We start from the raw sequence: 19,975 nt of genomic DNA on the forward strand, positions 1-19,975 counted from the left end.
TTCTTTAGATTGTTTTAAGCGGCATAAAACGGTTACCTATCGGGAACAGGTAGGTAGCCGTTTTTTATAAGTAGTTTGAGAAATTGTAATTAATAGAAGGAAAGCTTATGAGACAAAGAGTAACGTATAAGATCGGAAATGAAGAGTTAATTTTAGAGACAGGTCATCTGGCAAAACAGGCAAACGGCGCTATTTATGCGCAATTCGGCGGAACCGCAGTGTTGGCGACGGTGTGTGCGTCATCTACGGCAGTTGAGGGACTCGATTATGTACCGGTAACCGTCGATTATAATGAAAAATACTATGCAGCAGGAAAGATACCGGGCGGTTTTATCAAGCGTGAAGGCCGTCCTAAGGATAAAGAGATTTTAGTTTCGCGGCTGATCGATCGTCCGATGCGGCCGTTGTTTGAAAAAGCATTCGGGCGGGAAATTCAAATTGTACCGACTTGTATTTCCTCGGATATGATCAATCCGCCGGATATTTTAGCGGTTATTGCAAGTTCGGCTGCGGTTGTTATTTCCGACATTCCGTTTAACGGGCCGGTTGCGGGCGCTCGCGTGGCATACCTCGACGGTGAGTTTATAATAAACCCGACCTTCAGCCAGATTGAAAAGGCTGATATGGAAATCGTTGTTGCGGGTACTGCCGAAGGCATTACGATGGTAGAAGGCGGCGCTCACGAGGTTTCGGAAGAGGTTATGCTCAAGGCCTTGGAAAAAGCGCATGAATTTATCAAAGCGATCTGTGCGTTGCAAAATGAGCTCCGCGCGGCGTGTGGCAAGGAAAAACTGCCGCTTGCACCGGTTAACGCAACGCTTGCAAATAAAGATGCCATTTACGCAAAGGCTTACCCCGAACTTTCTAAAGCCTTATATACAAAGGGCAAGGTAGAGCGCCGCGAAGCCTGCGATGTTATCAGAAAGGCGCTCGCCGAAGAATATGCGGAGCAGCTTACCGATGAAACACAGGCGAAGCTCTTTGCCGCTTTATTCGACGATATGGAATACCATATTTTGCGCGAAAACATACTGGAAAAAGGCTTGCGGGTTGACGGGCGCGGCTTGGAAGATATCCGTCCCATCACCTGCGAGATTGGAGTGCTGCCGCGTCCGCACGGTTCTGCGGTGTTTACCCGCGGGGAAACACAGTCGCTTGCCGTTGTTACGCTCGGTACCGTGTTTGACGAACAAGTTTATGATGATATCGAAGGCGACCGCCGAGAGAATTTTATCCTGCATTATAACTTCCCGCCCTATTCGGTCGGTGAAGTAGGACGGCTTGGAACCGGACGCCGCGAAATCGGGCACGGGCACCTTGCGCACCGCTCGCTTATGCCAATGATTCCGTCCAGAGAAGCGTTCCCGTATACCATCCGCGTGGTTTCCGAAATTCTGGAATCCAACGGTTCTTCGTCAATGGCAACCGTGTGCGGCGGTACGCTTTCACTGCTGCACGCCGGCGTTCCGATGAAAAAGCCGGTAGCCGGTATTGCGATGGGACTTATTACCGACGGAAGCCGCTTTGCGGTACTCTCCGATATTCTGGGCGAAGAAGACCACCTCGGCGATATGGACTTTAAAGTTGCCGGTACCGCAGAAGGTATTACCGGCTTCCAGATGGATATTAAAATCGCCGGCGTTTCCGCTGAGATTATGCAAAAAGCGCTCGAGCAGGCAAAAAAAGGCCGGCTCCATATTCTCGGCATTATGAATCAGACTATTTCCAAACCCTCCGAGCAGGTGTCTAAGTATGCGCCGCGGATTGAAACACTCAAGATTCCGGTTGATAAGATCGGAGCGCTCATCGGGCCGGGCGGAAAGATTATTAAGGCGCTGTCCGAACAATACCATGTAACAATCAATACCGAAAACGACGGTACGGTTACCATCTACGGGCGGGATTCTTCGTCCGCGCTCGGCGCCAAAGCTGCGGTTATCGGCATCGTAGAAGATCCTGAGGTGGGCAGAATTTATGAAGGAACCGTTAAGTGCATCAAGGATTTTGGCGCCTTTATCGAAATTCTGCCCGGCAAGGAAGGCCTCTGTCATATTTCCAAGCTTTCACGCAGCCGCATCGAAAAAGTGTCCGATGTGCTGCAGGAAGGACAAAAAGTACCCGTCAAGCTTTTGGAAATCGATAAGCTCGGCCGCTTAAATCTTTCGTATATCGATGCCTGTGAAGAGCAGGAAAAAAACCGTTAAGCCGCTCATTGAGGAAAAAAACGGTGAGTATTGCTGATGGGGCAGTAAAGGTTTTTTCCGTACTCAAGGAAGGAGCCTTGCTGCCTGAATATCAAACACCCGGTTCCGCAGGAGCGGACTTATATGCATACCTGGCGGAACCGATAACGCTGAATCCGATGGAGCGTAAGCTCATCCCAACGGGGCTTTTTGTTGAATTGCCTGTGGGGTATGAGCTGCAAGTACGCCCTCGGTCGGGGCTTGCGCTAAAATACGGTATTACGGTGCTCAATACTCCCGGTACGGTTGATTCCGATTACCGCGGAGAGCTGTGTGTGCTGTTGGTAAACTTCGGCAGCGAACCTTTTACCGTACAAAATGGCGATAGGATTGCACAAGCCGTGGTTGCTCAGGCGGTTCAGGTGAGCTTTGTACAAACTGATGCACTTTCAAAAACAGGACGGGGCACCGGCGGCTACGGCTCCACCGGAATCGCGTAACTGAACGCAATGGAGCCGTTATAAAAAGAAAAATACCCCTGCTACTGTATTTGGAGTTATCGGCATTTTTGCGTTTCGGAGATTAAAAGAAGAAGATGATGGGCATAAGACAAAGGCTGCTTTTTTTATATATTATAAAAGAAATGCTGCTGTACTTTTTTGTCTGTTTTTTGTTTTTGTTCTTTATCTTTTTTGTTAATAATATTCTGCTGCTGGCAGAAGATGTCTTATCAAAACAGGCTCCCTTTAAGGATGTCGCATTGTTGATGCTGTATTCGCTGCCTGCAGTTATCGCAAATGCTGCTCCCTTTGCCGCCTTAATCGGTATATTAATGGGGATTGGCCGGTTTGTCAGCGATTTGGAATTCCTTTCTATGAATGCGCTTGGCGTTTCGCCTCGTTTTCTGATGCTGCCGGTACTGCTGGTCGGTTTAGTTGTTTCGATAGTTTCCTTTTTTACCAACGATGTATTGCTGCCTGCCAGTGCCGTCAATTTTAGACGAGTCTATTGGGATATTGCAACCTCAACTCCTGCACTGGAACTTTCCTCTTATTCCATAAAGCGCAATCGTAATGCGGTTGTTGTAACGGGATTAATACAGGATGGAAAAATCCATAATCTTTTGATTGTCGATAAAAATGCTGATAAAGCATTCCGTATACTCGGTACGCAGACTGCGGAAATTGAAAAATCCGATGATCCTTCAATCGTGATGTCGCTTAAAATGGCTCTGCCACATCTTCTTATTTTAGATCCTTCCGATAAACAAAAATATGATGCAGTAAACGGCGACGCAGTAACCTACAACGTGCTTGCAAAGAGCATTAAGTCCTCTTATTTTAATACAATCGGTCCGTCCGAAATGTCCTCATTTGACCTCTATAAGGATATAAAGGAAAAACAAATACAAAACGAAGACAACCGGATACTCAATTTGTATTGGATGGAATTTCATAAGAAGTTTTCCATTCCTTTCGGTGCCTTCTTTTTTGTGCTGCTTGCCTTTGCCATCAGCAGCGCCGGTAAGGTACATAATCAGGGTGTAGGTTTTGTGTTGGGGCTTTTAATTGCCGTCGCTTATTGGGCGCTGTTTATGGGTGGGCAGACGCTCTGCTTACGGCTTGATTGGAATGGGACTATCGCTATGTGGGTACCCAATATTATGGTATTTGCCGCCTCTATTGCACTGTTGGGGAAAAAATTATTCAAATGAAAATTCTTCAACGATATTTGCTGCAACTTTTTTTCCCCGTCTTTGTGCTAACACTGTTATTTTTTATTTTGCTGTTGCAGCTCGGCGATCTCTTTCTTAATCTGGCGCAGTATTTACAAAATCAAGTACACTTTGTTACGCTGCTTCGGGTAATGTATTTGTATTTGCCAAAATGTATATCATTTGCAATGCCGCTTTCGGTATTGTTTGCAAGTTCGTATACAATGGGAAATATGTATGCAAAAAATGAGCTGACATCGATTTTTGCCTCCGGTATGCCGCTCGCCGTATTGGTAGCTCCACTTGTACTGTGCGGATTTTTGTTATCGCTTGGGATGTTTTATTTTGAAGACCATATCTTAATTCATTTTCAGCGGCAAAAAATTGCGCTGGTAAATTCCATCTTGGAACCTCAACAGAATTTGAACAGCAGTGATGTGGTTATTTTATCCGAGTCGGGAAAGATTGTATATTTTGCCGATTACTACGATGATAATCAAAAAGAATTGAGCAATGTACTGATTGTCATGCGTACCGAATCGGGAGATATTTCTTCCGTTGTAAAAGGAAGTTCGGCTCATTGGCAAACCGATCACTGGGAAGTGTCTGATAAATCTATTTACACCTTTGCTGCCGACAATGATGTCCTCTATCAAGATACCATCGATGAAACTCTTTTTTCCGAACCTCCCGAAACCTTCCAGCGGAATATTACCTCTATTGATGAAATGACTGTTGCACAAGCAAAAGTTTTTATCGATAACCTAAAAAAGATGGGGTTGCCCTATCATGAATATCTTTCTCAATATTATCGCCGCTTTTCATTTCCGTTTACGACATTCATTGTTTTATTTTTTTCGGTTTCCATCGGCGGCCGGTTTAAAAAAAATATCCTGCTGATGAGTTTACTCTTCAGTTTAGCCCTTGCAGTTCTCTATTATGTTACCGAGATGATGACCATGGTTTCTGCAAAATGGGAATATATTTCTCCGCTTGCCGGTGCATTTCTCCCTCTTTTAATTTTCACGCTCTTGAGCGTCGCAATGCTTAAAATAGCGCGTACGTAAAAATCATACCTGCTAAACTTCCGTTCCAGAACTAACCCCTAGAATTACGGCGGGTTCTTAGGGTAGAACCCTAAGCCGTTATTTTTCTTTTTAGGGGTCGTAGGGGGCATTTTTCTTTTTATCGGAAAAACTATTTCTAATGCTTTTGAAAATAGACGATGCAGATACGAGGCGCGAGCACAAATTAACCGCAGGCGTATCTTTGATACGTTGAGGATTAATTTGTGCGCAGCAACGAAGTAGATGCGCCGTATATTTTCAAAAGTCTAGGTTTTGAATTTAGAAACTTCTACAACTAAATTCTCAATACTCTGCTTATTCTGCTGCGTAATACCGTTAACTTCCTGTACTGCGTTATTGATTTGTACGGCGCCGGAAGCCATTTCATTCATACTGTCGGTAATAACACGGGTGAGGTTATCCAGTTTTCGCATTTCTTCCGCAACACCTTCACTGCCCTTCAACATTTCAGCGGAACCTGCTTGTACCTCCAATGTTACCATATTGATGTTTTTGATCGCGGTAAGCACTTCTCTACTGCCGTGTTCTTGTTCGCGCATTGCCTCGGTAAGGCTGTTACTCATCTCTTTAACCTGTTCGGCAAGGGTAAAGATTGTATTGAATTTTCCTTCGACGATTCTGGAAGAATTTGCAAGCGTTTCAATTTCACCCGATAGCGTTTTAAGCGTCGTTGTTATCGTTTTTCCTTGAGCGGCCGAATCTTCGGCAAGTTTTCGGATTTCATCTGCGACGACGGCAAAGCCCTTGCCTGCTTCTCCTGCGTGTGCGGCTTCTATTGCAGCATTCATTGCCAGCAGGTTCGTTTGCGATGCAATATGTTGAATAACGCTTGAGGCTTCTATCAGAGACCCCGACTCTTCGGCAATCTTTTTGGTAACCGCATTGGAGGTTACCAATGTATCTTTTCCGTCTCCCGTAGCACCGGTCAGGCTTCTAATCGCCTCATCGGTTTTACCGAGCGTTTGGCCAATGGATGTGATGTTGGCAACCATTTGTTCTATTGATGAAGAAGATTGGGCAACGCTTGCAGCTTGCATTTCGATACTACCGTTAAGTTGCCGAATAGTGCGTACAATCTCTTCGATAGTAGCCGCTGTTTCGGTAACGCTTGCCGCTTGGGTAAGCGCTTGTTGCTTAACGCTTTCGATATTTGCATTTATTTGGTGTATAGCGCTGGCAGTTTCGGTCATATTGCTTGCAAGTTCTTCGCCGACACCCTGCATAACGTCCGAACTGGCTCCGACTGCTTTAACCGATGTGCCGATTTTCTCTAGTGTCTGATTAAAGTAATTGGAAAGATCTGTTATCTCATCTTTGCCTACAACCGGTAAGCGTACCGTTAAATCACCTTCTCCTTGTGCAATATCTTTTAACGCCTCAACCGCGGCCTTTATTGGTTTTACTATTTTATACGCAGTGATATAGACAGCCATAATTGCAACCAGCAAGATGACGACTGTAATGACAGAGAGCGATTTTTGCATAACCGCTATACTGCCTAGAAATTCATGTATGGGGGCGGAAAGAATAACTCGCCATCCGGTACTTGCAATTATTCCGAAGGCTGCTATTTGCTCTTCGCCTTGCCAATGAAAGTATCCTGTATCGGGCGCTGTAGATTGCAATGCTCTTTTTTCAAATGCTGCTATTTCGACAAAGGCGGTATCTCTTTTTGCTTCTTCCATGCTGTTTTCTTGGGATTTTACCACCTCAATATCAGGGTCTCCGATGGTATTGCCTGAGAGCCCTATAACATAGCAGTCCCCCGTTTCCCCAATTACAATATCGGATATCATTTGGGAAAGACCGGACGCGTCTACCCGTGCATATAAGACACCGATGATGTCCTTTTCGTCGTTATAAATCGGAACCGAGAAAAATGTGAAAAGTTCATTAGTTGCACGTGAAATCATCGGCTCCGTTACAAATGATTTTCCGTTGAGCGCGGATTGATAATATTCCCGATCAGCAACATTGGATTGTCTCCCATCGGTAAGCCATGCATTTCCTTCTCGATCGCAAATTCCGAATGCATTTATTTTTGAATTACTGAATGCGAGTTCATGTGCAAGAATAGCAATTTTTTGTTCATACGGGATGTCTTTTCTCAGAGTTTCTTGGCGTGCGATAGCGGTAAGGCTGGCAAAAAAAGTATTGATGCGTTCATCTATCAGCGATGCGGTGCCTTTCGCTTTTTCGGTTAGTTGAAGATGCACTTTTTTTATCATTGCATTTTTTGAAATCGTTATCGCCGTAATTCCTAAAACGGCAATTGCAAGCAGCATGAGTAACCCGAATACACAGATAAGCTTACGTTGAATTGAAAAATATTTTCGGGGGCTGCGAATACTGATTGTGTCCTTCATGTTTTGTCGGTCTCCCACCTATAAAATGTCAAAGTATCGGTTTCTTCGAATAAATATCGTCTGTATCGATACTTAACAAGATGCGATTATATTCATAAACATATTTTTGTGCAAGACCATAGCGTATTTTGTATTTTAATTGTACAGATTGCGGGATAGTATAAAGAGGGGCCTAAATGTATGGGGCGGTTAAGCTTCTTTTTTCTTTATTGCGACCTGATCGATTCGCTGTCCATGCATACCGAGTACCGTGCAGATATAAGAACCGGTATCGATGCTGTCGCCGGGGCGGGGAATGGCATCAAGATGGGCAAGCAGGTAGCCGGCAAGGGTGTAGTATTCTTCGGTTGGATGGCGTTCAATATCATTTAAAAGCCCGATCGCCTGTATTTCGTCAAGGCTCATCTGTGCACTGACAATAATACTTCCGTCCGCTTGCCGAGCGGGTTGCTGGCCTGTACGGCTTGCAGACTGAATGCTTCTATTAAACAAGCTTTCCAATAGACCGTCTTTAGTGATAAATCCTTCGATGCCGCCATATTCGTCAATAACGCAGGCGCTATGTGTGTTATGCTCGTTCAGTAATTCAAGGGTATGTCTGATGGTTTGTGATTCGGGAATGAACAGCGGTTTTGTTAAAACTTTTTGCAGATTCGGCGGCGGCGTTTCGAACCTGCTTTGCAAATAATCCCGTGCGCTGACAATACCGATAACTGCATCGATTTTACTTGCACATACCGGAAAATAGTCAAAATTTTTGTGCGTCTTTATCAGTGTAAGAATATCCTGACTCTTATCCGTAATATCAATCCATACAATATCGGAGCGGTAGGTCATGCAGCTGCCGATTTTTCGCGTATATGCAGACGGTTCCTTTTCTTTCGCCTGATATTGCGGCGGTAATGGGAGGTTCATGCGGTATGTGCAGCGTAAAAAATGCAGAGCATAAGGTTCGAATCTTATCGATTATAAACTGAGATCGACGAGAGCCGCAGTGCGCGCCGTACCGGCATAGATACTTTCTTTGTGTGCATAAGGCCGCTTCAGCGATGCAACTTGCTGCCGTAAACCGGTAATATGTGTTTGCAGAAGCTCACGATTCTTTTTATTTTGAGCCAAAACCCTTTTTTGTAAGTCATCCAAATCCGTTTTAAGATGAGGAATATCCGAATGATCCGTATTCTTGCAGATATTGGTATACATATATTCCAGCGGATCGATTACTTTTTGAATAGTAAATATTTCGGCAATAATGGACTCTTCCAATTCCGTGTGCTGTAGGACAGCATCGGTGTTTTCGTCGGAAATACTTTTTTCTTGCTTTTCCAATACTGTCAAGTATTCGCGGAATTTAAGCCGCTGCTGCTCTAACAGCGACCTGAACCGCTTGAGGACTGCAACCCGTTCGGCAATTTCGGAATCATTAAGCGTAGCTGTATGCATGGCCTTATCCTGCTATGTTTACACCGGAAGCAACCGGTTTTATTTCTGTTGCAGCGGCGGCAGTTGAATTGACAACATGATGCCATGCTTCGCGAAGTTCTTCCATCATGCCGCGTACCGTAATAAGCGGCTGCGGATCCTTTTGCATATTGGCTTGAAAAAGCTGTTGGTTAAAGAAGGAGTAAAGCGATAAGAGATTTTCGGCAATTTCTCCTCCCTCATCCATATTTAAGGATGCCATCAGCTCGGTAATAACATCCTGCGCTTTTAAAATGTACTGGTGAATGCGTTCAATATTTTCCGCTTCAATTTTTCCATCAGGCATGCCTTCAATGGCAAGGGTAATATTTTTAATACCCTCATCATACAGCATAATGATCAGAGATCCCGGACTTGCCGTTTTTACACGTGTCTCTTTATATGCCGTTAAGGCTTGACTGTTATAACTCATTTTTAATCCCCCATGCGATCGCGTGTTCCTTCTATCTTATCGGCAAAAGAAACGGTCTGTTGAGTCCCTCCGTGAAAAATCTTTCGCATTCCTTTATGGGAAGCCCCAAATATCGCAGCTTTTAGAAACGCCCCCTATATCTTAAACTTTCTAACCTCAGCGGCAAGATTTTCGATGCTTACTGTGTTTTCTTGCGCAATACCGTTAACTGCTTGTACAGCATCACCGATCCGTTCGGAAGCGGCAACCATGCCGTGCATATGTTCGCTGATGCTCAGTGTTATTTGATTTAACCGCTGCATTTCTTGTGCGACCTGCTCTCCGCCGCGCAGCATCTCGGCGGAAGCATCGCGGACACCGCCGGTAACTTCGTTAATATTCCGAATTGCCGCCAACACTTCGCGGCTTGTATTCTCCTGTTCGGCCATTGCGGTAACAATTTGTTCTTCTTGTTGAGAAATTTGGTTGACCGATTCATATACTTCAACAAAGCTTTTTTCCGCTCCTGCTCCGGCGGTGGTTAAGTTGCTGATTATTTGTATTGCATCCTTTATAACGGTACCGATCTGTTTTCCTTGTGTATTTGATTCTTCCGCAAGTTTGCGGATTTCGTCGGCAACAACTGCAAAGCCTTTACCTGTTTCTCCCGCATGAGCCGCTTCGATTGCCGCATTCATAGCCAATAAGTTTGTTTGGCTGGCAATATTTTGGATAACCTGGCTTGCCTCCAAAAGCGCTTCGGTTTTTTCAGCGATTTGCCCGACAACCTCATTAGCATACCTTACTCGATGTTTACCGTTCTTTGTTTGATCATAAACCGTTTTGATAACCGTATTATTCTTTCCGAGGCGGTCTGAAACGGCACCGATATTGGCGACCATTTCTTCTATGGCAGCTGATGATTGTGCAACGCTTTCCGCTTGTCTTTCTATACTTTGATCCAGCTGCTTGAGTCTTTTAATGACCTCTTCAATTGTTGCAGCCGTTTCGGTTACGCTCGCGCTTTGGTCTACTGTTTGATTTTGTACTAAGGCAACGCTTTTTTCTATTTCTTGAGCCGCCGTTTCAGTTTCTGCCATATTTCCGGCAAGTTTTTTGCCGACCGTTTGCATAGTGCCGGCGTTGTGTGAAACCGCTTCTATAACCGAACCGATTCTTTCAATGGTTTGTTCAAAGTATTGGGAGAGTTCGGCTATTTCGTCGTTCCCTTCGACCGAAAGATGAACGGTTAAATCGCCCTCCGCTATGGACATGAGCGCATGGATAACTTTTTTGACCGGCTTTATAATAAATTTTCGGGTAAATCCGGTAATTGTTACTACAAAAAGGCAAAGGATTACAATGAGAATAATCGCTGTTTTAAGGAAGAAATCCGTTCTTCTTGTTAAAGTATGTTCGATTGAAAAACAGAATTTTGCATATCCGATTCTTTGTCCGGAAAAGTCTTTTAGCGGATAATAAGCAAAGGCATCGTTTTTTTCAGTGCGGATCATTCCGTCATCGGGCAATGTTTCCGTGATTTGTGCAGCATCCGAATCAACTTTGCTTTCAAAATTGGAACCGATGAGCTGATAGGTATTATCCAATGTCCGCGCAACGACCGTTACTTTTAAGCCGTCTTTTAATACTTCCGGTGTTGTCGTTAGAACGAATTGGTCGATAAATGCCGTATTTACCGCACCGCCGTATTCTACGGTTCCGAGCATTCGTCTTGCCGTATCGAAAAGCGGCCGTACGACTCTAAAACCCAGATCGTTTACCCCAACTTCAAGGCCGTAAATTTCTTTTTTCTGCGTTTGGGCGGCTACGATGGTAGCTCTAAAAGAAGAAAGGTTGTCGCCGAATTTTGCAGGATTCTGAACGCGAAGAAAAGAGACTGCCGACGGCGTATGAAAATGGAATTGCTGCACTCTATATTTTTGCTTTATATCGGTAAAAATCGGCTGCGTTAACTCCAGCAGCTTTGCTCTGTCCCGTGAAGCAAAGGCTTGAACAATATTTTGATCCCGAGCGATATCGTCTAAAAGGATGCGGCCGACAAGCGAATAACTATTTAATTCGTTATAAAACGCAGAATATTTAAGATCTGCGGTTGCTTTAATTTGATTTTCCGAAAACTGTGTGATGCTCCGCCAATCCTTATAGGCAATAATCCCATACTGAAGCAGTAGCAGCATGATAGTAACAATGAGCAGTTTCGTACCGATGGACCGAACCTGTTTTTTACTGAAATGCAGTCTTTGAAAATGAGCGTTGTTTTTGATCATACTGTGGTGGTCTCCTTTGAAAGACTATTATGTGAACTTTATACGAATAGTGTCAATGTGACAACCGGTATCCGGTATATTAATCAAAGAGAAAGTAGTTGAGATGGAAATATGAGCGGGAAAGAATTGTTGTTGTGTGCTACAGCGGATGAAGGGAGTCGAACCCTCGTCTCCAGCTTGGAAGGCTGGGGTAATAGCCGTTATACGACATCCGCAAAAAATATGAAGCCACTATACCGGAAAAATCCTGATATGTCAATCGGAATCTTTATTTTTACTGCTCGATTTTGTATACTCTATAGTATGATTAAAGCATGTATTTTTGATTTGGATGGAACATTGACCGATACCGTCCGGACACTCGCTTATTTTGTCAATACCGAAACGGCAAAGCACGGATTACCGCCTGCGCCGGTGGAACAGTTTAAGTATTTTGCGGGAAACGGGGCTCGGACGCTTATTCATAGAGTTTTGGCATATCACGGCGTTACGGATGCTGCGCTAGAAAACAGTATTTTACAGGATTACAACGCAGCCTATGATGCCGATTTTTTACACCTCTGCTCTTTGTACGACGGCGTCGCCGATATGATACAAGAGCTGCATGGCAGGGGGATTCAACTCGCGGTTCTTTCGAACAAACCGCAGCCGACTACGCAAAAGATCATCAAAGCTTTTTTTGATGCGGGAACTTTTTCTGTTGTTTTTGGACAGCGGGAAGGGGTTCCGCTCAAACCGGATCCTGCCGGCGTATTTGAGATTTTAGGTCTTTTACACCGCCAAAAACAGGAATGCCTCTACATCGGGGACACTGCCGTGGATATAAACACTGGAAAAAACGCAGGCTTGACAACCGTCGGTGTCCTGTGGGGCTTCCGCGACCGTGCCGAACTGGAAGGCGCCGGTGCAATGCATATTATCGCAAAGCCGTTGGAGCTGCTGCCGCTTGTAACCGCAATCCGGTAATTAGTCTTTTTTCAAAAATAGCACAAGGGCAATCGTGCAGATAATGACATATCCGGCAATGCTGTAACGGTCGGGAACTTCATGGAATAGTAAAAAACCGAACGCTGCGGCAAAGAGGATTTGAGTGTAGTCGAAAACCGCGATATTTTTTGCCGGTGCATAAGAATACGCCGCGGTAACGGTAAATTGCCCTCCTGCGCCTGCTGCACCGGTTGCAATCAGCCAGAAAAGCTGCTGTAAGCTCATCGGCGCAAAACTGTAGAGGAAAAAAGGCAATAGCATCAGCATGGAAGCAACCGAAAAGAAGAACACTACAAATGTACCGGATTCTTTATGCGTTAACAGATAGCGCACACAGGTATATGCACCGCCTGCACAGAGGCCGCCGAAACATGCCACTGAGGCTGCAAAGATATGACCCGATCCGGCAAAAGCAGGCTTGATAATTAAAAGGCTTGCGGCAAATGCACAGACGGCTGCAAGAAGCCGGGTAAAACGTATGCGCTCTTTTAAAAACAGAAACGAGAAAAAAATGGTAAAAAACGGTGCAAGCTTTGCCAAGATAGAAGCATCGGCAAGCGCTAAGTGACTGACCGCATAAAAATTGGAAACTAAACCGGCAGTGCCCAATACCGCCCGCAATATAAGGAAGGGAATATTTTTTTTCTGCGGTAGTACAAATTGACGGTTCTTTATCAAAACAAAGAGTGATGTACAACAGGCAATACTGTTCCTAAAAAATGCTTTTTGGATAGACGGTAAATCGCCTGAAAGCTTTGCGCATAAATTCATTATAGTAAAAAAGAAAGCCGAACAAATGATGCACAAGATCCCTTTTTGTGCGGATGTCAATCGAATACTCATAATACCGGTAAAGTATAGCAGAAATGAATACGCGAGGTAAACGCATTAGGGGAACAGGAAAAATGCATCAGAGCTTTTTTAATATTCCTTCAAAATAAGAGAATATGTTAGCAAAATAAGTGCTTATGCATAAAAATACTGTTTTTTTAATATTTTTTCTCTTTTTATGCATATTTATGCATATTTATGCTTGACATTTTTTATAGAAGGTTTTAGTATCAAATTAACGGTTGTTTTTAATATATAGTTTAAAAGCTGCCGAATGTAGGAGGTATCAAGCTATGATATCCTTACACTATCAAAAGGAGTTAAACATGAAAAAAAACATGCATGCCGTATTTGTTTTATTGGCTGCAGCGCTCTTGAGCGTATTCGTTACAGGGTGCAGTAAAAAGGCGGAAACAAAACAGGAACAAACAGAATCGGCATCTAACGGAAAAAAGACCGCCTCGTACCATATCGGTATTGCAACGGGAACCGTTTCTCAATCGGAAGATGACCTTCGTGGTGCAGAAAAATTGATCGAAATGTACGGTTCCGCTAAAACCGGTGGCATGATTCAGCATATCACCTATCCTGATGACTTTATGTCTCAGCAGGAAACAACCATCACACAGATTGCCGCTCTTGCGGACGATCCGATGATGAAGGCCATTATCGTAAACCAGGGAATTCCGGGTACGGCGGAGGCGTTTAAGCGCGTTCGGGAAAAGCGCCCCGACATATTGCTCTTTGCCGGTGAACCGCATGAAGACCCGCTTGTTATCCAAGCATCTGCCGATATGGCAATAAGCAATGACTTTGTGTCCCGCGGCTATACGATTATTTGGGCTGCAAAAGAACTCGGCGCAAAGACATTTGTGCATATTTCTTTCCCGCGGCATATGTCTTATGAAACACTCGGTCTCCGCCGCCAGATTATGGAAGCTACCTGTAATGACCTTGGGGTAAAATTTGTATTTGAAACCGCTCCCGACCCCACCAGTGATGTCGGTGTTGCCGGTGCGCAGCAGTTTATCCTTGAAAAAGTTCCGCAGTGGGTAGAAAAATACGGCAAAGAAACCGCATTCTTCTGTACGAACGATGCCCATACGGAGCCGCTCTTAAAGCAGTTGTTACAGTACGGCGGTATCTTTGTTGAAGCAGACCTTCCTTCCCCATTAATGGGATATCCGGGAGCACTTGGTATCGACCTTACCGAACAGGCCGGGGACTTTGCAGCTATCTTAAAGAAGGTTGAACAGTCAGTTATCGACAAGGGCGGCGCGGGTCGCTTCGGTACGTGGGCTTACTCCTACGGCTTTACGGTCAGCGCAGGTTTGGGTGAATATGCTCGTCGCATTATCGACGGAGAAGCGGAGAAAGGAAGCCTCAGTGATTTGTCAAAAGCGCTGGGTGTCTTTACTCCCAACGCACGATGGAAGAGCGCCTACTACACGGATGCAAATACCGGTGTTCGCGCAAAGAACCAGGCATTAGTATTTATGGATACCTATATTCTCGGAAAAGGCTTCTTGTCTACAACCGAGCAAGAGGTACCGCAAAAATACTTAAATATGAAGTTTAATAAATAGTAGAGAATGGAAACTATTTAAAAAAAAGCCTCCTCAGCAGAACGGGTACATGGAAAGTTTTGAAGTGTACCCGTTTTTTTTGCTGAATTTTTGCTAATGGTGAAGGATTGTAGGAATTTATGAATAATGATGAAGTTATCTTATCCATCGATCATATTACGAAGGAATTTTCAGGAACGCCCGTTTTGCAGGGTGTGAGTTTTGATGTCCATGCGGGAGAGGTGATCGGGCTGGTAGGAGAAAACGGAGCCGGAAAAACGACATTGATGAGTATTCTGTTCGGTATGCCGGTGATTGCCGAAACGGGCGGCTACGGCGGAACTATTCGGCTGCAGGGGAAAGAAGTCGTTTTCAAAACGCCGTTTGATGCCCTCGGTGCAGGCGTCGGAATGGTGCATCAAGAGTTTTCGCTGATTCCGGGTTTTTCCTCCGGTGAAAATATTATGCTGAACCGTGAGCTTGAGCAGGAAAGTATTATTTCCGACCTCTTCGGGCGGCGGCTTACGACATTAAACCGTAAAGCAATGCACGAACGGGCACAGAGTACGCTTAATCAACTTGGAGTGTCTATCAGCGCACAAACGCTCATCTCCGAAATGCCGGTTGGGCACAAGCAGTTTACCGAAATTGCCCGCGAAATAGACCGCGATAATGTGCGGCTTTTAGTATTGGATGAACCGACCGCCGTCCTCACCGAATCGGAGGCGGAGGTACTGCTGAAATCTATCAAAGCATTAGCGGAGAAGGGCATCGCGGTTATCTTTATTTCCCACCGTCTGCATGAGGTTATGGAAATTTGCGACCGGGTTGTCGTGCTGCGCGACGGCGTTTCAATACAAGACACGGAAACCTCAAAGACGAATATACAGGCGATTGCAGCCGCGATGGTCGGAAGAAAGGTTGAGGGGCAGACCGCCGAAAGGACGGTGCGCCAGTTTGACGAAACCATCCTCGAGGTAAAACATCTGTGGGTAGATATGCCGGGCGAGCTGGTTAACGATGCGACTTTCTCCGTTAAAAAGGGAGAGATATTCGGCATCGGCGGTTTGGCCGGGCAGGGAAAAATCGGTATTCCCAACGGTATTATGGGGCTGTTCCATGCGGGTGGTGAAGTTATCTTTAAGGGGAAACCGCTCGATATTACCAAAACCGCCAAAGTACTTTCGGAGGGGCTTGCCTTTGTGTCCGAAGACCGGCGCGGCGTCGGTCTTTTGCTGGACGAAAGCCTTGACTGGAATATCGCCTTTACCGCTATGCAGGCAAAGCATAAATACTTAAAAAAATATCTCGGCGGGTTAATCACCGTCCGCGACGAAAAGGCGATGAAGGCGCTTGCCGACGAGTATATCAAGATGCTGCAAATTAAATGTACCGGTTCCCAACAAAAGGCGCGGGAGCTTTCCGGCGGCAATCAGCAAAAAATATGCTTGGCAAAGGCTTTCTGTCTGGAACCCGATTTACTCTTTGTCGCAGAGCCGACGCGGGGTATTGATGTAGGCGCCAAGGCGTTGGTATTGGACGCAATCCGCACGTTAAATAAAGAAAAAGGCGTTACCGTTGTGATGATTTCGAGTGAACTTGAAGAGCTGCGCTCTGTGTGTGACCGTATTGCCGTTGTATTCCAGGGCAAGGTTGCGCATATACTGCAGCCGTCCGAAGATCCGGCTGAGTTTGCGCTTTATATGGCAGGAGTAAAATAGATGGAACAGTTAAAAAAGCAAATTGCGGTGTTCGGTTGGCCGCGTATTATTATTTTCTTATTCCTATTATCGCTGTTTATTGCAGCGCCCTTTGTGAATGTCAGTATCGGCGCTTCCCTGTCGGATACGATAAACCGCTTTGGGATGAATGCCCTCTTGGTGCTTGCGATGGTGCCGATGGTGCAGGCAGGCTGCGGTCTTAACTTCGGGTTATCACTCGGCGTTATCGGCGGGTTGCTCGGCGCGACAATTGCGATGGAGCTGAACTTAGTCGGATGGGCAGGCTTTTTCTCGGCTGTGTTTTTTACGGTACTGATCTGCGCAGTAATCGGCTACGCTTACGGCAAACTCTTGAATCTGATTAAAGGCGAAGAAATGACGATCGCTCTGTATGTCGGATTTGCTTCGGTTATGTTCATGTCGATTTTGTGGCTGCTGTTGCCGTACACCAATCCGACGATGGTGTGGGGGTATGCGGGAAAAGGTTTGCGTACGACCATCACGCTCGAAGGATACTGGCTGAAAATATTGAACAATTTATGGGCGTTTCAAATCGACGCTTTCGTGTTTCCGACCGGGCTTATTCTCTTTGTCTTTGTCTGCTTTTTTATTATGAAGGTATTTATGAAGACACGGACGGGAACGGCACTAACGGCTGTTGGTTCAAATCCCGAATTTGCGCGGGCGAGCGGTGTGAATATCGACCGAGCGCGGATTATCAGTACGGTGTTGTCCACCGTTATCGGCGGTGTCGGGATTTTGCTGTATCAGCAAAGTTTCGGCTTTATCCAGCTGTATCAAGCTCCGCTCTTTATGGCTTTCCCTGCCGTAGCGGCTATTCTGATCGGCGGCGCCTCGGTCAATAAGGCGTCGATTTTAAACGTAATGCTGGGGACATTTCTGTTTCAAGGTATTTTGACAATGACCCCCTCCGTTATTAACAGTGTGCTGCAAACCGATATGTCGGAGGTTATCCGTATTGTCCTGTCAAACGGTATGATTTTGTATGCACTGACACGGAAGACGCAGGCGGCGAGGTAGATTATGGTATCGTCTAATATGCTTAAAAAGAAGTGGGAAAAATTTTCCGCGGTTGATTTTATTCTGGATAATTTGGTATCCATCATATTTTTGGTTATTTCGTTTCTTGCCATTCCCGTGTCAGGCTTATCGGCGCACCATATTATCGCCGAAATTTTAACGCGGATCGGCAGAAACTCATTTTTGGTGTTTGCGCTCATCCTTCCGATTATGGCAGGGATGGGGATTAACTTCGGGATGGTGCTCGGTGCGATGGCCGGGCAGATCGGTCTTATTTTTGCAATGGACTGGAGCATCGGCGGTATCTACGGATTGGTGTTCGCAGCCTGTATCGGAATGCCGATATCCATCTTGCTCGGCATTGTCGCCGGTTCGGTGCTGAACCGCGCCCGCGGGCGGGAAATGGTTACGAGCTACATCCTCGGGTTTTTCTTTAACGGGATTTATCAATTCTTTGTGCTGTATATACTTGGGTCGGTTATTCCGATGCACAATAAGGCGATTATGCTTTCCCGCGGCTACGGGGTGCGCAATACGCTTGAGTTGGCGCCCGTACGGCAGATGCTCGATACGGCCATTCCGGTGACGATTGCAGGGTTTAAAATTCCGATTCTTTCGTATCTGATTATTATTGCATTGTGTTTCTTTATCGTGTGGTTTAGAAAGACAAAGCTTGGACAGGATATGCGGGCAATCGGGCAGAATCAGACGGTTGCGCTCGCTTCGGGTATTGCAGTTGAGCGGACACGGATTATTTCGATTGTTATTTCGACGGTACTCGCCTGTATCGGGCAGATTATCTTCTTGCAGAATATGGGAAACATGAGCACCTATAACGCGCATGATCAAACCGGTTTCTTTGCCGCCGCGGCAATCCTTGTCGGAGGCGCTTCGGTAAATAAGGCAAATATTAAAAATGTCTTTATCGGCATTATCTTGCTGCACTTTTTGTACATCGTTACGCCGATGGCGGGACAGCACCTTTTTGATTCTGCGATGATCGGTGAATACTTTAGACAGTTTTCCGGCTATGCGGCGATTGCGTTATCGCTTGTCATGCACGCAGCGCGTAATCAAAAGAATGCGGAAAAACAGCGGGCTGCGCTGCGGGCCGAAAGCGGGAGGGCATAATGATTCGGGTACGTTCAAAAAAAGGTCAGCGGCTGGTTAAAATAGGCTTGGTTGTTTTTTATTTGCTCATTATGGCGCTTATGTTTTTATTCGGCCGCTCTCATACCGTGCTGATAGACAACAATAGCGATCCGAACGGCGCATATAAAGCGATTGACGGCTGTACCATTTCGTTTAACGGTGAAAAGCCGATCGAGATGTTTAAGGGCGACCGCGATAAAATTATGCTGCGGGGTCAGACTCATCATGTAAAGGTTAGCTTCTTTAACGGACAAGAAGATGTTACCGGTACTATCACCATTCCGCTTTTTGAAGATGCGGTGATGGTGTCAATTCCGGCCTTTACGAGAGGCGAAAATGCCGTTACTCACTTTGAGCTGTATGCTCCGGCGGAAGAGCGGTAATGATGAGACCTGTTCGATAACTGCGTTGCCGAACAGGTTTATTCTATATTTTTTTGAGTGCGGCAACTTCATCGGGGGTAAGCTCGCGGCAAGAACCGGCAGGTAATTGCCGGTCGAGCATGACGCCGCCCATCGAAATCCGCTTGAGGTAGACTACTTCATTTCCCAGTGCTTTTATCATTTTTTTTACTTGATGGTATTTCCCTTCACATATATGCATCAAAAATGCCCATTCGGTTTTTATGTTTTGAGCTTCCGTGCGTTCAAAGGTTGCTGGAAGGCAGATGAAGTTTTTTCCGAGCGGTAATCCTTGACTACAGGCTGTTTGGGCGGCATTAAATTCAGCTTCGGGGAAAGGGGCTGCCGTTTCAAGATAATAGCTTTTGATGCAGGCTGATTTCGGAGCGGTAAGCCGGTGGGTGAGTTCCCCGTCATCGGTAATGATGAGCAGCCCTTCGGTATCGAGGTCGAGCCGCCCGATGGGGAAAAGATTCATTGCGGAAAAAGGCGGCGGCAGCAGCTCCATAACGGTGCGGTGCAGCGGATCGGAGGTAGAAGTAACAACCCCAGCCGGTTTGTTCAGCATAAGGTAACAGCAGGTACGGAGATACAGTTGTTCCCCGTTGTGTAAAAGCGTATCGTGTTCAGGGTCAAGCAGCGTCCCTGCATCGGTTACCCGTGTGCCGTTGATTCGGAAATCTTCTTTACGCAAAAGCCGCCGTATATCTTTCCGCGACCCCAATCCGTTCGCAGCGAGTATTTTATCTATTCTTACAAGCATGC

At 45.7% G+C, this 19,975-nt stretch carries 17 protein-coding genes and 1 tRNA gene; 10 read left to right on the forward strand and 8 right to left on the reverse strand.

What is annotated here, in order from left to right; translation table 11 throughout:
* The first annotated feature begins 107 nt into the window (after positions 1–107).
* The 4 genes from pnp (at position 108) to QI63_RS08655 (ending at position 4,964) form a co-directional block, all read left to right on the forward strand.
* Entirely contained in the window at positions 108–2,204 is a 2,097-nt protein-coding gene (gene pnp, locus QI63_RS08640) for a polyribonucleotide nucleotidyltransferase (protein WP_044015566.1), read from the forward strand.
* A 23-nt stretch (positions 2,205–2,227) separates the two neighbouring features.
* Complete coding sequence (dut, locus tag QI63_RS08645) at positions 2,228–2,683, forward strand: dUTP diphosphatase (protein ID WP_044015568.1); 456 nt, start codon at positions 2,228–2,230, stop codon at positions 2,681–2,683.
* Positions 2,684–2,778: 95 nt separating this feature from the next.
* Positions 2,779–3,897, forward strand: coding sequence for an LptF/LptG family permease (locus QI63_RS08650; RefSeq protein WP_044015570.1), 1,119 nt, complete (start codon positions 2,779–2,781; stop codon positions 3,895–3,897).
* Positions 3,894–4,964: an LptF/LptG family permease gene (locus QI63_RS08655; protein WP_044015572.1), complete on the forward strand. Its 1,071-nt coding sequence runs from the start codon at positions 3,894–3,896 to the stop codon at positions 4,962–4,964. Before QI63_RS08650 ends, QI63_RS08655 begins: the two co-directional genes overlap by 4 nt.
* A 266-nt stretch (positions 4,965–5,230) precedes the next feature.
* On the opposite strand, the gene QI63_RS08660 is transcribed toward QI63_RS08655, so the two are convergent.
* The 6 genes from QI63_RS08660 to QI63_RS08685 all read right to left on the reverse strand — a co-directional run bounded on the left by QI63_RS08660 (position 5,231) and on the right by QI63_RS08685 (position 11,727).
* On the reverse strand, positions 5,231–7,351 hold the full coding sequence (locus QI63_RS08660) for a methyl-accepting chemotaxis protein (protein WP_044015574.1): 2,121 nt from the start codon (positions 7,349–7,351) through the stop codon (positions 5,231–5,233).
* A gap of 189 nt (positions 7,352–7,540) precedes the next feature.
* A complete protein-coding gene (locus tag QI63_RS08665) occupies positions 7,541–8,266 on the reverse strand; it encodes a transporter associated domain-containing protein (RefSeq protein WP_044015577.1) in 726 nt (241 codons plus the stop codon).
* A 51-nt stretch (positions 8,267–8,317) separates the two neighbouring features.
* Positions 8,318–8,794: a hypothetical protein gene (locus QI63_RS08670; protein WP_044015579.1), complete on the reverse strand. Its 477-nt coding sequence runs from the start codon at positions 8,792–8,794 to the stop codon at positions 8,318–8,320.
* Positions 8,795–8,798: 4 nt separating this feature from the next.
* Positions 8,799–9,245 (reverse strand): flagellar export chaperone FliS, encoded by a 447-nt coding sequence (gene fliS / locus QI63_RS08675; RefSeq protein ID WP_044015581.1) that lies wholly within the window; start codon positions 9,243–9,245, stop codon positions 8,799–8,801.
* A gap of 134 nt (positions 9,246–9,379) precedes the next feature.
* Positions 9,380–11,512, reverse strand: a complete 2,133-nt coding sequence (locus tag QI63_RS08680; RefSeq protein ID WP_044015584.1) for a methyl-accepting chemotaxis protein — start codon at positions 11,510–11,512, stop codon at positions 9,380–9,382.
* A 143-nt stretch (positions 11,513–11,655) separates the two neighbouring features.
* A tRNA-Gly gene (locus QI63_RS08685) sits at positions 11,656–11,727 on the reverse strand.
* Between the two features lie 88 nt (positions 11,728–11,815).
* On the opposite strand from QI63_RS08685, the gene QI63_RS08690 reads away from it, so the two are divergent.
* Positions 11,816–12,478: an HAD family hydrolase gene (locus QI63_RS08690; RefSeq protein WP_044017241.1), complete on the forward strand. Its 663-nt coding sequence runs from the start codon at positions 11,816–11,818 to the stop codon at positions 12,476–12,478.
* Here the strand turns inward: QI63_RS08690 and QI63_RS08695 are convergent, their stop codons facing one another.
* The gene (locus QI63_RS08695) at positions 12,479–13,342 is read right to left on the reverse strand and encodes a DMT family transporter (protein ID WP_044015585.1); all 864 of its coding nucleotides are present in this window, start codon (positions 13,340–13,342) and stop codon (positions 12,479–12,481) included. It abuts the gene before it with no gap.
* A gap of 314 nt (positions 13,343–13,656) precedes the next feature.
* Here QI63_RS08695 and QI63_RS08700 point away from each other — a divergent pair, with 314 nt between their 5' ends.
* The 5 genes from QI63_RS08700 to QI63_RS08720 all read left to right on the forward strand — a co-directional run bounded on the left by QI63_RS08700 (position 13,657) and on the right by QI63_RS08720 (position 19,192).
* Positions 13,657–14,916, forward strand: coding sequence for a DUF3798 domain-containing protein (locus tag QI63_RS08700; RefSeq protein WP_044015587.1), 1,260 nt, complete (start codon positions 13,657–13,659; stop codon positions 14,914–14,916).
* A gap of 119 nt (positions 14,917–15,035) precedes the next feature.
* Positions 15,036–16,616, forward strand: coding sequence for a sugar ABC transporter ATP-binding protein (locus QI63_RS08705; protein WP_044015589.1), 1,581 nt, complete (start codon positions 15,036–15,038; stop codon positions 16,614–16,616).
* Complete coding sequence (locus tag QI63_RS08710) at positions 16,617–17,657, forward strand: ABC transporter permease subunit (RefSeq protein ID WP_044015591.1); 1,041 nt, start codon at positions 16,617–16,619, stop codon at positions 17,655–17,657. It abuts the gene before it with no gap.
* Between the two features lie 18 nt (positions 17,658–17,675).
* Positions 17,676–18,788, forward strand: a complete 1,113-nt coding sequence (locus tag QI63_RS08715; protein ID WP_235619673.1) for an ABC transporter permease subunit — start codon at positions 17,676–17,678, stop codon at positions 18,786–18,788.
* Positions 18,788–19,192: a DUF6672 family protein gene (locus QI63_RS08720; protein WP_044015595.1), complete on the forward strand. Its 405-nt coding sequence runs from the start codon at positions 18,788–18,790 to the stop codon at positions 19,190–19,192. The genes QI63_RS08715 and QI63_RS08720 overlap by 1 nt, the downstream gene beginning before the upstream one ends.
* A gap of 43 nt (positions 19,193–19,235) precedes the next feature.
* Here QI63_RS08720 and QI63_RS08725 read toward each other — a convergent pair whose 3' ends face one another.
* Positions 19,236–19,973: a pseudouridine synthase gene (locus tag QI63_RS08725; protein ID WP_044015598.1), complete on the reverse strand. Its 738-nt coding sequence runs from the start codon at positions 19,971–19,973 to the stop codon at positions 19,236–19,238.
* Positions 19,974–19,975: the final 2 nt, after the last annotated feature.

The organism is Treponema sp. OMZ 838 (assembly GCF_000775995.1).
Lineage (GTDB): Bacteria > Spirochaetota > Spirochaetia > Treponematales > Treponemataceae > Treponema.